12 protein-coding genes are annotated in these 14,580 nt (G+C 73.6%); 9 read left to right on the top strand and 3 right to left on the bottom strand.

Annotated elements, in window-relative coordinates; genetic code table 11:
* The first annotated feature begins 23 nt into the window (after window positions 1–23).
* Window positions 24–1,739, top strand: coding sequence for an AAA family ATPase (locus AB0H37_RS12575; RefSeq protein WP_179832780.1), 1,716 nt, complete (start codon window positions 24–26; stop codon window positions 1,737–1,739).
* A 42-nt stretch (window positions 1,740–1,781) separates the two neighbouring features.
* Complete coding sequence (locus AB0H37_RS12570) at window positions 1,782–3,284, top strand: hypothetical protein (protein ID WP_360612472.1); 1,503 nt, start codon at window positions 1,782–1,784, stop codon at window positions 3,282–3,284.
* A 120-nt stretch (window positions 3,285–3,404) separates the two neighbouring features.
* Here the strand turns inward: AB0H37_RS12570 and AB0H37_RS12565 are convergent, their stop codons facing one another.
* Window positions 3,405–3,914 carry a hypothetical protein gene (locus AB0H37_RS12565; protein ID WP_179832778.1) on the bottom strand — a complete coding sequence of 170 codons (510 nt, stop codon included), beginning with the start codon at window positions 3,912–3,914 and terminating at the stop codon, window positions 3,405–3,407.
* 43 nt (window positions 3,915–3,957) lie between these two features.
* Window positions 3,958–4,965 (bottom strand): hypothetical protein, encoded by a 1,008-nt coding sequence (locus AB0H37_RS12560; protein WP_179832777.1) that lies wholly within the window; start codon window positions 4,963–4,965, stop codon window positions 3,958–3,960.
* A 270-nt stretch (window positions 4,966–5,235) separates the two neighbouring features.
* On the opposite strand from AB0H37_RS12560, the gene AB0H37_RS12555 reads away from it, so the two are divergent.
* The 6 genes from AB0H37_RS12555 to AB0H37_RS12530 all read left to right on the top strand — a co-directional run bounded on the left by AB0H37_RS12555 (window position 5,236) and on the right by AB0H37_RS12530 (window position 13,236).
* Window positions 5,236–6,387, top strand: coding sequence for a hypothetical protein (locus AB0H37_RS12555; RefSeq protein WP_360612470.1), 1,152 nt, complete (start codon window positions 5,236–5,238; stop codon window positions 6,385–6,387).
* Between the two features lie 403 nt (window positions 6,388–6,790).
* Complete coding sequence (locus AB0H37_RS12550) at window positions 6,791–7,075, top strand: DUF4282 domain-containing protein (RefSeq protein WP_329094776.1); 285 nt, start codon at window positions 6,791–6,793, stop codon at window positions 7,073–7,075.
* 11 nt (window positions 7,076–7,086) lie between these two features.
* Window positions 7,087–9,420, top strand: a complete 2,334-nt coding sequence (locus tag AB0H37_RS12545) for a serine/threonine-protein kinase (RefSeq protein WP_360612468.1) — start codon at window positions 7,087–7,089, stop codon at window positions 9,418–9,420.
* Window positions 9,417–10,541 carry a response regulator receiver protein gene (locus AB0H37_RS12540; protein ID WP_360612467.1) on the top strand — a complete coding sequence of 375 codons (1,125 nt, stop codon included), beginning with the start codon at window positions 9,417–9,419 and terminating at the stop codon, window positions 10,539–10,541. The genes AB0H37_RS12545 and AB0H37_RS12540 overlap by 4 nt, the downstream gene beginning before the upstream one ends.
* Before the next feature lie 38 nt (window positions 10,542–10,579).
* A complete protein-coding gene (locus tag AB0H37_RS12535; RefSeq protein WP_360612465.1) occupies window positions 10,580–12,490 on the top strand; it encodes an AAA family ATPase in 1,911 nt (636 codons plus the stop codon).
* Window positions 12,487–13,236 carry a 4Fe-4S single cluster domain-containing protein gene (locus tag AB0H37_RS12530; protein ID WP_360612464.1) on the top strand — a complete coding sequence of 250 codons (750 nt, stop codon included), beginning with the start codon at window positions 12,487–12,489 and terminating at the stop codon, window positions 13,234–13,236. The genes AB0H37_RS12535 and AB0H37_RS12530 overlap by 4 nt, the downstream gene beginning before the upstream one ends.
* On the opposite strand, the gene AB0H37_RS12525 is transcribed toward AB0H37_RS12530, so the two are convergent.
* Window positions 13,140–14,087 (bottom strand): hypothetical protein, encoded by a 948-nt coding sequence (locus AB0H37_RS12525; RefSeq protein ID WP_360612462.1) that lies wholly within the window; start codon window positions 14,085–14,087, stop codon window positions 13,140–13,142. The genes AB0H37_RS12530 and AB0H37_RS12525 overlap by 97 nt on opposite strands.
* A 51-nt stretch (window positions 14,088–14,138) precedes the next feature.
* On the opposite strand from AB0H37_RS12525, the gene AB0H37_RS12520 reads away from it, so the two are divergent.
* Window positions 14,139–14,531, top strand: a complete 393-nt coding sequence (locus AB0H37_RS12520; RefSeq protein WP_179832769.1) for an FHA domain-containing protein — start codon at window positions 14,139–14,141, stop codon at window positions 14,529–14,531.
* Window positions 14,532–14,580 lie beyond the last annotated feature (49 nt).

Here is a 14,580-nt window from a genome sequence, read left to right as displayed (position 1 = left end):
CAGAGCGCTGAGGACACTGAGTGATGGCAACTGCGCCGAACCTCGTCGTCGCGGGGGATCCGGGCGTCGCCCGGAGTTTGCGGGAGACCGGCCGGTTCTCCGCGGTGTACGACGCCGCCTCCGCGGCGGAACTTCGCGACCTGTCCAAGAGCGGGCGGGTCGGCTCCCCTGCCGCCTTCATGTTCGCCCCGGGGTTCGTCGAGGACCTCCCGGGCGCCGGCGTGTCCGTCCTTGCGAACGGGCTCGCCGGCCGCGGATTCACCGTGCTCGTGCACGGATACTTCGCGGAACGCGGCGACACCTTCGCACCGGGCGTCCACGTCATCGGCGGGCAGCTCAAGATGTCGGACCTGCTGGCGCTGTTCGGCATCGGGGGTCCGCCGCCGGCCCAGCCCGCCGCCCCGCCACCGGCCGCGTCCCGGCCGCCGGCCGCGTCCCAGACGCAGGCCGCCGGGCAGCAGCAACCGGTGGCCCAACCTTTCGCGGCCGCCCCGCCGCCCGCGGAGCAACCGCCCGCGCAGGCACCCGCAGAACAACCGCCTGCCACCGGTCAGCCTTCTGCCGGGGGTTGGAACCCGAACCCGGCGCAGCCTCCGTCCTTCGCGCAGGGGCCCGGTGCCGCGCCGCCGCAGGCGGCCGAACCGCCCGCGCCCTCCGCCCCGGCGCCGAACCACCAGCCGTGGGGCGCTGCCGCGCCCGGGCAGCAGGGGTTCGCGGGGCAGCAGCCCGTCCCGGGAGGCCATGCGGAGCCGGCGCCGGACCAGGGGTCGGTAACGAGGCAGGACCACAACGCGATGCCGGCCCAGCCGTCCTCGAACGGGTGGCCGGGCCCCCAGCAGACCGCGGCGGCAGCCCCGCAGGTCCCCGCGCCCCCCGTGCCTCTGGGGCGGGTCATCGCGATCGCCTCGGCCAAGGGCGGCGTGGGCAAGACCACGACGGCCGTGAACCTGTCGGTCTACGCGGCCAGGCATCTGCACGCGGCCGGCCGGCCCGGGAGGGTGGCGCTGGTCGACACCAACTTCCAGCAGGCCGACGTCGCGCGGTACCTGAACGTGGAGTCGCCGACGGTCCTCGACATGCTCCGGGTGAACGGATCACTCAGGGTGGAGAACGTGCGCACCCATCTCGCGCACATCCCGGACGCCGACCTGTTCACCCTGCTCGGGCCGCAGGACGTCACCATGGCCGACCCGGCGCTGATCAACGCGATGCTGTACCGGCGGATCATCACGGTGCTGCGGCAGGCGTTCGACTACGTGTTCGTCGACACGCCCGTCGCCGAGCTCTTCCACATGACGTTCACCGACCTGATCCTGCCCGAGGCCGACGCGATCCTGGTCCCGGTCGAGCCCAACCGGGTGACGCTGGAGGCCGCCCGCGCCTGGCTCAGCGCGATCACCATGGCGCGGCACTCCCGGAGCGGCGGCGTCGACCCCGAGAAGCTGTCGCTGATCCTCAACCGGGCCCGCGCGGACGTGGACTGCAGCCCGGAGGACGTCATGGACCTGATGCCCGGATGGCGGTTCGTCGGCATGATCCCGGAGGACCTGGAGTGGACGCAGGCCGCCAACAACCGCCGGCTGAACGCGCTGCAGATCGGCCCGGACCTGGAGGCGACCTTCCGCGAGATCCTCCAGTTCGTCACCGGGGACCCGGTGTTCGGCCAGCCCATGGCCGCGCATTCGGGGGGCGGCCGGGGCGGCATCTGGAAGAGGCTCCTCGGCATGGACCCCAAGTGATCATCCTCGAACCGGCCCTGTCACAAGAAAGGAAGCGGCCATATGGCAGCGCAAAATGAGCCCGTCACCGGAATGGACTTCTGGGCGGCCATCGGCGTCGGCCAGGAGGAGGACGATGGGCCGGAAGAGCAACCCTCGCAGGACAAGCTCCTGGTGACCGGCGCCCCTGCCTCCGCGCCGGCGGACACGGGCACCTCCGCGCCGGCGGACACGGGCGCCGCCACAGGTACCGCCAACGGTTCTGGCCCGGGTTCCGAGACGGGAGCCGACCAGCGGGGTCCGCAGGACGACTGGGCATCACTGTTCTCCGCCTGGGACGACTCCGCCAACGGCGCCGCTCCCGCACCGGGGCGACCGGCCGCCGGATCCCCGTCCGACCAGGCGGTGGCCGGGGCGGGCGCCGGGGCGGGCGGGGCGCAGGCTCCGGCTCCGTCGGCCGCCGCGAAGCCGAAGGCGCAGGAGAGGCCCCGGAAGCAGGAGCCGAGGGAGCCCGCGGACACGCCGCCGGAGCAGCCTCCCGAGACCCCCGAGGACGCGCAGAGCGCCGAAGCCCCGTCCGCGCCGAAGGCGGGCGGGACGGCGGAGGCCTCCGCGTCCGCGCAGGATCACCGGACCACGCGCAGCACGCCGTTCGGAACGGCCGGGCATGCCACCGAGACCGCGGCACCCGCCCAGGCTCCGCAGGTCGAGAAGGCCCCGCAGGTCGAGCAGGTCGAGCAGGCCGCGCAGGTCGAGCAGACCCCGCAGGAGCCCGAGGATGCCGCCACGCCCCAGCCGCCGCCCGCGGCCGACCCGGCGTGGGCCATCGCGGAGCGCATCGCCACCACGCTCCGCCCCCGGGTGGCCGAACTCTGGCTGGAGGTCCTCACCCGGCACACGGGCGGGGATCCGGCCATGGCCAGCAGGGTCTACCACGTACTGAACGGCACCCACCTGCTCGGCGAGCTGATGCGCGACGAGACGATCGACGAGGTGCACGTCCACGGGACCCAGGTGACCGTCTGCGGAGCGCGCGGCATCCGCCAGATCCCGGGGTTCCCCAACCTCGCCGCGTCCCGCCGGGCCGTCAAGACGATCACGGCCTCCCGGGAGAAGCGGGGCCTGGTCGTCTCGAAGGTCAACGACTCCGTCGTGATCAGCCGGCGGAGCGGCACGGTCCCGAACACCAACGCCCTCGTCGCCAGCGGCGTCGTCGGCGGGGACCAGCTCGCCCGGATCCGGCAGGCGCTGCAGCAGATGCAGACGGTGACCGTGACCGGCCCGGCCGCGCGGATCGTCATCCGCGCGCTCGCCTCGCTGATCCCGGAGGGAAGCCGCGTCTTCCTCGGGGCGTACGCGACGCTCCCCGCCGGGTGCGTCACCGCGGTGAGCCCGATGGAGGCCGACTACGTGCTCGGCGTGCGCCCGGGCGCGGTGGCCGAGGAGATGGCGGGCGCGGGGCAGGTCGGCGCCCTCATCGCCAACCCGGAGACGCAGTTCCCGGCGGCGCTGCGGTTCGCCGTCACGGGGCCGTCCGCCGCGCCGGAGCGGCTCGTCGACCGCTGACCGCCCACCGGAGCCGCGGCGCCGCCCACGGCCCGCACCCGGTTCCCCAGGAACGACGAAGGGGCGCCGCTCGCCACGTCCAGCGAGCGGCGCCCCTTCGCGTGTCGGCTCAGTCGCGTGTCAGCTCAGGTGAACGGCGCGCTCGTGCTTCCCCTCGCCTATCTCCAGCACTCTCGCACGCGCCGCAGCATCGGCCAGCGGCGCGATGAGACGGGCCAGGGGGGCGCGCTGCGGGGTGCCCGGTATCGCGGCCAGTTCGGTGACCCGGCGCACCCCCGTCGCCCCGTGGAGTTCGAAGCCGCGGACGGGGTGGGCCCAGAGCCTGCCCTGCGCCGTGTCCATCACCGGCACCGCCCGATCGCCGGGGGCGACGGCGATATCGCCTAAAACCCAGCCGGTCCGCTGCGCCGCGTCGGCGTAGGCGATGACCTGCTCAAGGTCACGCCGCAGCCGCGACACGCAGGAGCCGCCGAACGTGACCGGCGGACCGGCCAGCGCGACGGCGTCGCGGCATCCCAGCCGGCCCGCGATCTCGGCGACCCGTTCGAGGACACTGCGGTGAACGTGGCCCACCTGCTCTCCATCCACGGTCAGCAGCACCACGTTCGCGCGGCCCTGCGAATCGGCCATCGGTTCCCCCTGCCCGGGCGGCCCCCCGGCCGCCAGGGACGGTTCAGGCAGTACGCATGTCCACGACACGGTCGGAGTCGAGGATGAAGCTCGCGGCCTCGTCCGGAGTGACCCCCAGGACGTCGATGACCAGCCGGATCGGACCGACCTTCTCGGCGTCGCAGCGGTGGCACCTGGTCCGGTTGTCCCCGTACACCTTCATCGAGGGGTTCTGGTCGCCGTTGCTGTGCCTGCTCGGACGCGGGCAGTGCCACAGGTTCCCGTCGTCGGAGGAGGAGCCGAGCCGCGTCAGCACCGTCCGGACGTCCACCGACTTGGCCTCGGCGATCCGCTTGTTGTGCGGCGAGACGGGGACGGGCGGCACCATGTCGGCGCCGCGGCGCCCGGCCCGCAGCTCCTGCCGGTACTTGGCCGCCTCGCGCCGCAGCTTCTCCAGGTCGACGCCCTGGGTCGGGTCGTCCTTGGTGACCGGGGCGGGCTCGTTGCCGGTGGACAGGTAGGGGAACCGGTCGTCGGCCCGCCGCCGCAGCGCCGCGACGAGCACGAAGGTGGCCAGCGCGTCCCGGGCCGAGTCCGGCGGGACCATGCGCAGCCGCGCCGCGTACCGGATCACGGTCGCGGCCTCCGGGGTGACCAACTGCTGCGCGCCGGAGCCGACCTGCACGGTCGGGACGCCTTCGGCGTCCTGGCCGCCGACCTGGCCCCACTCCAGGTACCCGGGGGGCCGGCCCGCGTCGGTGAAGGCCTCCCCCTGCGGGTCCAGCCGCGAGAACTCGAGGACGGTCCCGCCGGCGTAGGCGTCGACGCGGCGGCCGGCGAAGCCGCACAGTGCCGCGTACGGGACGAGGCAGTTCGGGTCCTCGGGCGCGAGGTAGATCACGCGCGATCGGAAGTCGGCCGCGGTCAGGCCGCTCGCCCGCAGGCCGGCGATGGTCGCGGCGATCACGTCCTCGTCGTCGCCCGGAACCAGGTCGACCGACTTGACCCCTTCGATCGCCGGAGGTGAACCGGTGGTGCGAACGGCCAGCACGTAATCGGTCAACTGGTGCATCTGGTCTCCTTTGTAGTGTGCCGCCCCCGTGTGTCACGCATGACTGTCCACGCGACGGGGCGAGCCGCATGCTTTATTTGTCAACCGGTTCGTCGGCGCTCGTCGTCCGGTCCTCTGGTACTTGCCGATCCGACCTGGCCCGAAACGGTTATGACTGAAGAGTGGACACCGGCCGGGGCGACCGGTGCCGCACCTGGCCGGAATCGGCCGGGTGCCGACGTTACCGCCGGCCGTCCGCGGCCGGCGGCTGGACACGGAGAAGGGTGCACAGTGCCAACGCAAACCAAGGAAGAATTCTACGTCCGGCGCCTCTTCGACGACGACGTTCCCGTGTTCGTGGACGCGACCAAGTACGTCCGGCAGGACCTGCCGTACCCGCTCAGCGCCAAGAAGGCGCTGAAGGCGACCTGCGGGGTGCGGACGGACAACGAGGTCCTGGCGTTCAGCCTGCGCAACTACACCGGCAAGCAGGCCGAGCGGGAGGTCGAGCACGTCGAGAGCACCGTCGCCGGGCGGGTGACGGCGCAGAACCAGCTGCGGCTGCGCATGCCGCGCAGGACCCTGCACGGCCTGAACGAGACGGCGCGGGCCCTGTCGGTCGTCCTCGGCGACGAAGTGATCACCGAGCTGGACGGCGACCTCTACGTCCTGACCCTCGCCCGCGCCGGCAACGAGGGGACGCTGACCCTGGCCGGCAAGCTGACCAGGTCGGAGGGCGGCTTCGTCCGGTCCGACGTCAGCGACGCCGACACCGAGTTCGAACTCCCCGTCGCGGGGGTGCGGCTGCGCATCTTCCTGCGCTCCCCCGTCCGGGACCGCATCATCGCCTACGGGTTCAGCGGCTACCTCACCCGCAAGCCCGGCGAGATGGAGACGGTCACCCGGGCGACCGCGCTGGCCATCAACAGCATCCTCGGCCTGGCGACGTTCCGGATGCTGTCGCAGCTGGACCACGTCGACGTCCCGGCAGTGCCGCGCGGCAACGCCGTCCGGCAGCGCAAGCCCGCCGAGCAGGTGACCTTCACGATCCCGGCGCTGCTGTTCGCCGACGACGGAACGCCGGCGGCCCGCGGCCGCGTCGCCGCCGAGATCGACCTGGACCAGGTGGACCCGGTGACCGGCGGCCTGCAGCTGCACGTCACGGCGGGCGACCAGCTGGAGTGGAACCCGGCGGTGGCCGAGACGCTGAAGTTCGAGGCCTACGAGCGGGTGCTCACCGAGACCATCGCCGCCATGCTGCACTCGGCCGTCGGCGTCGACACGGTGCGCGACCTGGCCTACGACATCATGCTGGGCGACCTCGGGGCCGAGGGCATCGCCCGCCTGCGCGCCGCGACCACCGACCTGCCGGGCCTGGCCGCCAAGCCCAACCAGGCCGAGGTGCGGTCCGCGCAGCCGGCCACCGGCGTGCCGGCCGCCTGACGCCCGGCGCGGACCGGCGCCTCGCCTCGCACCGTTCGTCCGGACCGGTGGTGCCAGAACCCTGGCGCCACCGGTCCGGACGTCCGCACCGGCCCTCGCGCGATACGGGATCGTCGCGCGGCGGGTTCCGGCGGGGGACGGAGCCAGGCTTTAGAGTCTCCGTGTAGCGGCCCCCACACTGGAGACGACGGTGATGACGAACCCACCGGACCCTGGTCACCCTCCGCGTTCGCAGGCGCCCGGCGGGCCTGGCGGGCCCTATGGTCCGCCGCCCGGCGGGCCCGCCGGTCCCTTTCCGGGCCCCGGCCCCGTCCCCGGGCCCCGCCCTCCCGGCCCGGCCTCCGGGTTCCAGGACCCGCGGCAGGGGTGGGCGCCCCCGCCCGGCGAGCCGAGGGGCGGGAACGTGCTCGGGGGGCTGTTCGACCTGAACTTCGACAACATGATCACCACGCGGGTGGTGAAGATCCTCTACGTGCTCGCGCTGATCCCGATCTCCCTGTTCTCGCTGCTGATGGCGGTGTACGGGCTGGCGTGGATCGACGACAGCGCGGCGTTCGGCTACCTCCTCCTGCTCGCGTCCCCGTTCGTGTGGCTCTTCCAGGTGTTCGCGACCCGGATCGTCCTGGAGTTCGTCATCAACCAGTTCAAGATCAGCGAGTATCTTCGGGCCATCAAGGACAAGGGCTAGACGGGACTGCTGTGGGCGAGTTCGATGGCACCCCGCCGCGGGACACCCGGCGGGATGCCGGGACGACGCGGCGGGACGCGGGGGTGCCCGGGCCGCGCCCGGCGTCGTCGACCCGGCGGGAGGGGCACGGTCCGGGAGATCCGCTGATGCGGCTGCCGGCCGTGCTCGGCGAGCGGTACGCGGTGGTCGCCGAACTGCCCGTGCAGGGCGCCGAGTCCGACCTGCTCCTGGTGCGCGACGGCGACGGCGCCGAGTTCGTGGTGAAGATCTTCCGCCGCGGGTACCGCGCCGACCGGGAGGTGTGGGCGAAGCTGCCCGCGCTGGAGGCGCCGAACGTCCTGCGCATCCTGGAGACCGGACACGCCGACGGCCGCGACTACGAGGTCGCCGCGTACGCGCCGGACGGCAACCTGCGGACGCTGATGGACGAGGGGCCGCTCCCCGGGGAGACGGCCGGCGAGGTCGCCGCCCAGCTCGCCACCGGTCTGCGGGCGCTGCACCGCGCCGGCATCGTCCACCGGGACCTCAAGCCCGAGAACGTGCTGGTGCTGGGCAGGGAGCCGCTGCGCCTCGCGATCGCCGACTTCGGGCTGAGCCGGGTCCTCGACCAGAGCGTGGTGTTCGCCTCGTCGTCGCGGACGCTGGCCTACGCGGCGCCGGAGTCGCTGTCCGGCCAGGTGTCGCCGGCGCGCGACTGGTGGTCGCTCGGCATGATCGTCCGGGAGCTGGCCACGGGTCGGCCGCCCTTCCAGGGGTTGAGCGAGACCGTCGTGGTCGACCATCTCGCGACGCGGCCGGTCAGCGCGGACGACGTCCCCGACCCGCGGCTGCGGCTGCTGTGCCAGGGCCTGCTGACCCGCGACCCGCGCGGAAGATGGACGGGCGAGCAGGTCCGGGAGTGGCTGGACGGCGGTTCACCGCAGGTCGCGGAGGAGAGCGTCCAGGCGGGCGTCGGGCTGCCGTTCAAGGGGCGGCGCTACACCGGCAGGAGTGAACTGGCGCGCGCGCTCGTCGAGAACTGGGACCACGCCGCCCAGTACTTCTTCGGACGGGGCGAGACCGGCGAGGCGTGGCGGAGCCTGCGGGAATGGCTCGCGGAGATTCCCGACGACAGCCGCATCGCGCTCGTCGACGGCCACCTCATGACGACGCTGCCTCCCGACGTCAAGCTCCTCCACTTCGTCCGGTGGCTGGATCCGGCGATGCCCCCGCACTACCTCGGCCGCCGGATCACCGCCGCCGACCTGCCCGGACTGGCGGGCCTGGCCGCCGACCGGAGCCATCCCGACCACCGCACGGCCTGCCTCATCGGGCGGGCGCTGTGGGAGCACCGCCTGCTGCCCGTGCTCGCCGGCTTCGCGGGCGGCGAAGAACTGGCCCGGGTCGACGACCAGTGGCGCGCGCACGTGTCGGCATGGAACGACCTGGCGCGCTGGCTGCGCGAGCAGGGCTCCGCGCCGCCGGGTCTCGCCGGCCGGCTGCCCGACGCCGGCGCGGAGGAGCCGCCCGCCGTGCTGCTCGCCCTGCTCGCGCTGGCGGCGCGTCCGGACGAGACGCGACGGCTGATCGCCAAGGGCGCGGAGCGGGCGCGCGTGCCCGTCTCCGAACCGGTGCCGTGGTTCTCCTGGATGGTGGACGGGGCCGGCGACGATCCGCTGCGGCTGCTCGCCGTGGCGCGTGCCGCCCCCGAGGCCGTGGCCGAGAGCGAGTCGCGAACGCGCGAGCGGCACGCCGCCGAGCAGCGCGACGAGGCGCTGCGCACGCACTGGGCCGACCGCGAACGGCGGCGGCTCGCCGGGCGCAACTCGGCCATGGTGAAGGCCGTCGCGCTGACGTCGCCGCTGCTGTTCTTCTGGCTCCTGGTGAGCTGGGTCATCGGATCGCTGTTCGGCGGAGGCGACGACGACGGCACGACCTCGGTCGGCCTGCACAGTTCGTCTTCGGGCATTTCCTTCGGCGTTCTGGCCGTCGCGTCCGTGCTCGCCTGGGCGGTGCAATGCGGCGGCGAGGTCATCGTGGCGCGCGCGCAGGGCGCGGACTACCTCCCCCACGGTCCATGGGCGATGCTCTCGGGCATCCTCGGCGCGGGCGGCCGCGGACTGTCGACGGCGTCCCAGACGATGTCGGGCGCCGCGCAGCGGACCGGGCGGCGCGGCTGCGGGTGCGTGCTCGTCGCCGCGACGGTGCCGCTGCTGCTCTTCCTTCTCCTGCTCGCGGCGGTGACGTCCATCGCGAGCCTGCTGTGGGTCCTCGTCCTCATCGCCGTCCCCGCCGCGCACGCCGTCGCGGCCGGGGTGCGGCTGCACCACTGGCGGCAGGCACGGGCGATCGGAGGGACCCCATGAGCAGCGGGATCGACGCGGACATCGCGCTGGACGCGGCGGTGGTGCTCAGCCTCGGCATGAACCGCCTGCTCGGGCACGGCGCGGGCCTGGCCGGACGGGGCGCGGAAGCGCTGGCGGCGCTCGCCGCCGGGCGCGCGGAGGCGCGGGCGGCGGCGCTCGCCGAGGTCCGGACGCACGAGAGGGCGCTGCGCGAGACGGTGGAGCGCAACGCGCGCATCGCCGCGCTCGCCGAGACCCGCGCGAAGATCGGGGCGGACGTGCCGCTGCCCGGCCGGCTCGACCCGGCCGGACGGTCCGCCGCGGAGCTGACCGCCTGGTGCGCCGCGACCGACCCCGTCCTGGACGAGGCCGAACGACGCCTCTCCGAGCACCTCGCCGCCCAGGTCGGCACGCAGATCTTCGACGTCCCCGCCGAGGGCCTGGAGTCCGCCGCCGGAGGCGCCGCGCCGCCGCCGCGGGCCGGCGACCTGCGCGAGCACCTTGAGCGGATCATGGTGCGGCTGCTGCCCGACGCCGGGGAGGCGGAGCGGCGGGCGGTCGCGGAGGCGGCGGGGCTGCTGGCCGGCGTCGCGACGCCGGCCGACGCGGAGGGCGTCCTTCAGGAGGTGCGGCTGCGGATCCAGGAGGCCAACCGCCGCACCCGGGAGCGGCGGGACGAGGAACGGCGGCGGGCGGCCGAGCGCGACGCCGCCGAGCAGGCCGAGGCCGAGCGCCGGTACGTCCTCGACTCGGTCACGGCCGCGTTCGAGGACATGGGGTACGAGGTCCAGGCCGGGTTCGAGACGCTGACGGCCGAGGACGGCACCGTGACGCTGACCAAGGGCGCCTGGCCCGACCACAGCGTCCGGATGCGCGTGGACGACGCCGCGCACGTGCGCGCCTCGATGGTGCGCGAGCGGCCCGCCGAGAGCGAGGACGACCGCCGGGTGGACATCGAGCGGGAACAGGAGTGGTGCGAGGCGTTCGAGGCGGCACGGGAGCGCCTGGCGGGGGCGGGGATCCGCTCGGACGTGGCGTGGCGGCTGGAGCCCGGGGTGCGTGAGCTGCCCGTTTCGGCGGAGGCACGGCAGACTAGGGGTCGTGCCGCCCAACGCGAACGCTCCCGCGAGCGTCACAAGTGAGGTGTGCAGGGGGCGCGCGGACGGAGTGGAGTGACTAGATGAGCATTGATTCGCCGACCCTCGGGGGACGGTTGCAGGGTTGGCCGCCGTTCATCCGGGAGCTGGACGCGACCCTCTCGGTGCACTCCCAGTACGTCCTGTCGGGGAACCTGCACGACAGTTTCCTCGCCCCGTCGGACGGCGGCCCGGCGAGGCTGCTGCCGTTGCGGGCCCTGCTGTGGGAGACGCTGCACTCCAGCGGCGCGTCCTTCATGGCCGTCTACGACCCGGTGGACGGGCTGCAGATCGTTCCCGACCCGGGCGAGGCGTCCGGGGGCGAGGCGGCGTCGGCGGCGGAGTCGCTGCTCGGCAAGATCAAGGCGGACGAGAAGCCGTCGCTGGAGGGGCTGACGCGGCATCTGGCCGCGATCGCCCGGCCGCAGGAGAACGTCCGCGCCGCGTTCCTGATCGACTCGGCGTCGCGCATCGCCCGGACCCCGACGGACCTGGAGCCGGCCGAGCGCGACTTCTTCCGGTTCTGCGCGAAGCTGTCGCGCAGCGCGCGTCCCGTCCGGGTGACGGGGGCGCGGCCGAAGCCGCTCTACAACCCGGTCATCTGGCTGGTGGAGCGGCCGGGCGACCTGCCGCCGTGGCTGACGGCCGACAACGAGAACATCCGCGAGATCACGATCCCGCGCCCGCATCTCGGCGACCGGCAGGAGACGGCGCGGCTGCTGGCCCGCGCGTTCGGGGTGAGCGACGTCGGGTCGGACGAGGTGGCGGCCGCGGCGTGCGATGCGTTCGCCGAGCAGGCCGACGGGCTGACCCTCCAGTCGATGATCGAGGTGACCCGGCTGGCGAAGGAGCGCAACGTCGACCTCGCCGACCTGCCGGACGCGGTCCGCACCTACAAGCTGGGCGTGCTCGACAACCCGTGGAGCCGCGGGCACCTGCGGCGCCGGGTGCTGGAGGGCGAGAAGCGCGTCCCCGAGCGGGTGATCGGGCAGCCGCAAGCGGTCACGAAGACCCTGGACATCCTCAAACGGGCGGTTCTCGGGCTGTCGGGCGCGCAGGCGACCAGGTCCGGCAGCCGCCCGCGCGGGGTGCTGTTCTTCGCGGGCCCGACCGGCACCGGCAAGACGGAGCTGGCCAAGGCGATCACCGAGCTGGTCTTCGGCGACGAGTCGGCCTACCTGCGCTTCGACATGAGCGAGTTCTCCGGGGAGGGCTCCGGCGACCGGCTGATCGGGTCGCCGCCCGGGTACGTGGGCCACGAGGCCGGCGGCGAGCTCACCAACGCCGTCCGCGAGGACCCGTTCCGGGTGATCCTCTTCGACGAGATCGAGAAGGCGCACCCGCGGATCCTGGACAAGTTCCTGCAGATCCTGGAGGACGGCCGGCTCACCGACGGGCGCGGCAACACCGTGCACTTCTCCGAGTCGATCCTCATCTTCACCTCCAACCTCGGGATGTTCGTGCCGGGGCGGGACCTCACGGCCGGTGACGGGTCCGCGTACGGGGCGCCGGACCGTGTGCAGAACATCACACCCGGGATGTCCTACGAACAGGTCGAGCAGCGCATCAAGGGCGCCGTCGCCGACCACTTCACGGCGGTGCTGAACCGGCCGGAGCTGCTCAACCGGTTCGGCGACAACATCGTCGTGTTCGACTTCATCTCCGGCGAGGCCGCGCACAAGATCTTCGACCTGCAGTTCGCGAACATCTGCCGGCGGGTCACCGAGGAGCACCGGCTCGTCCTCGCCGTGAAGGGGGACGCGCTGCAGACGCTCCGCGAGTGGTGCACGGAGGAGCTCGCCAAGGGCGGGCGCGGCATCGGCATGGCGCTGGAGTCGCACTTCGTCAACCCGCTGGCGCGCGCGCTGTTCGACCGGGAGCTCGTCCCGGACGAGAAGGTGACCGTGACGGGGATCCGGCGCGAGGGCAGCATCGTGCACCTGGACCTCCAGTGAGCGCGGGCCGTCCCCCCGCTGCCGGAGACGGCGCCGGTGAGACGCTCCTGCTCGCCAAGGCGCACTATCCGGTGACCACACTCGGCCCCGGGACGCGGGCGGGCATCTGGACGCAGGGCTGCACGCTGCACTGCAACGGCTGCCTCTCCCGGGACACATGGGACGCCGACCAGGGAAGGGCCATCCCCGTCGAAGCGGTCCTAGGATGGCTCGCGTCCCTTCCCGAACCGGTCGACGGGGTGACCATCTCGGGCGGCGAACCCTTCCAGCAGCCGGCCGCGCTGGCGGCCCTGGTGCGGGGGATCCGCGCGTGGCGGGAGACCCGCGACCGTGAGACGATTGCGTTGGACATATTGGTTTACAGCGGATATGTCTACTCTCGGCTCTCGCGCGCCGCTGTGACGCGCGAGATCGTGGACATGTGTGACGCCGTGGTCACGGGGCCGTACGTCGACCGGCTCAACCCTGGGGGGCGACACCCCGGGGACGGCTCCCTACTCTGGAGGGGGTCGGCCAACCAGCGTGTCGTGCCGGTGTCCCCCCTGGGACGCGAGCGGTACGGGGCAGTGGCCGGCGTCGGCGACACTGGAGGAAGAGGGCCCCGAGTACAGGTGTCCGTGGACGAAGGGCCGGAGGGAAAGCGGGTGTACTACATAGGGATCCCGCGAAGAGGTGACATGGAGCGCCTCACGTCGAGGCTCGACCGCGCCGGGGTGCGCTCGGGGGATGTGTCATGGCGACCTTGAACTGTCCGGTCTGTGACGAACCGTTCCAGCCGGGTGATCTGCTCTGCATGAGCTGCGGGGCCAATCTGGCACGCGCCGGTGGCGGCGCTCACCAGCAGGGCCCGGGCGGGTACGAACCGCAGCGGATACCCCCGCCGCCGGGGCCGCAGCAGGGGGGCCAGCAGTACGGCGCCCCGCAGGACCAGTACGGCCAGCCGCAGCACGGGCAGCCCCAGCCGGGGCAGCCTCAGCAGGGGCAGCAGTACGGTCAGCCCCAGCACGGGCAGCAGCAGTACGGCCAGCCGCAGCAGCAGCCGCCCGCGGACCCGTGGGGCGCGCCGCAGCAGCAGCCGCCCCAGGACCAGTGGGGCCCGCCGCAGCAACAGCAGCAACAGCCGGACGCGTGGGGTCCGCCCATGCCTCCGCAGCAGTCCCATGACCAGCACGGGCAAGGTCAGCACGGGCAGGGTCAGCACGGACAGGCCCCGTACGGGCAGCAGCCGCAGCAGGGCCAGCAGCAGTACGGCCAGCCGCAGCAGCAGCCGCCCGCGGACCCGTGGGGCGCGCCGCAGCAGCAGCCGCCCCAGGACCAGTGGGGCGCACCGCAGCAGCAGCAGGCGCCCGACCCCTACCAGCAGCAGCCGCAGGACCAGTACCAGCAGCCGCAGCAGTACGGCGCCCCGCAGGACCAGTACGGTGCCCCGCAGCCCGGTCCGGCCGACCACCAGTACGGGCAGCCGCAGCCCGGGCAGCCGCAGCATGGGCAGCCCCAGTACGGGCAGCCGCAGCACGGAGGCCAGCCTCAGCATGGGGGCCAGCCGCAGCACGGGGGGCAGCCGCTGCACGGCCGCGAGGCGACGCTGCTGCCGCACGAGCACAACCAGGGCCAGCAGCGGTCGCCCGCGCCCGACAGCACGGCGTTCATGTGCCCGTACTGCGAGGCGGTGCTGTCCAACCCGGGCGCCGCACAGTGCGACTCGTGCCTGCGCCCGCTGCCGCAGAAGGGCACGCCCGTCCTGCGCGTCCAGTTCCCCACGGGAGAGCTCAAGGTCTCGGTCGGCCAGCACCTGGTGCTCGGCCGGGACGCCGGCCAGTCGCCGGTGGCGACCACGTTCACGCAGTACGACAACGTCTCGCGGCGCCACTCGACGGTGTGGCTCGACCCGTCCGGGACGGCGTGGGTGCGCGACGAGGGCTCGACCAACGGGACGTTCGTCAACGGCGAGCGGCTTCCCCGCGGCGTGGACGCCCCGCTCCGCGACGGCGACCAGCTCCGCCTGGCCGCCGATGTCACGGGCACCGTCCAGCTGAGCTGAGCAGCACGCGTCAAAGGGGCGGCCCCGCGGTTCCGAGCCCCCCGGGGCC

This window comes from Actinomadura sp. NPDC023710 (genome assembly GCF_040639875.1).
GTDB lineage: Bacteria > Actinomycetota > Actinomycetes > Streptosporangiales > Streptosporangiaceae > Spirillospora > Spirillospora citrea.
This window is presented reverse-complemented; position numbering and strand designations above follow the sequence as displayed.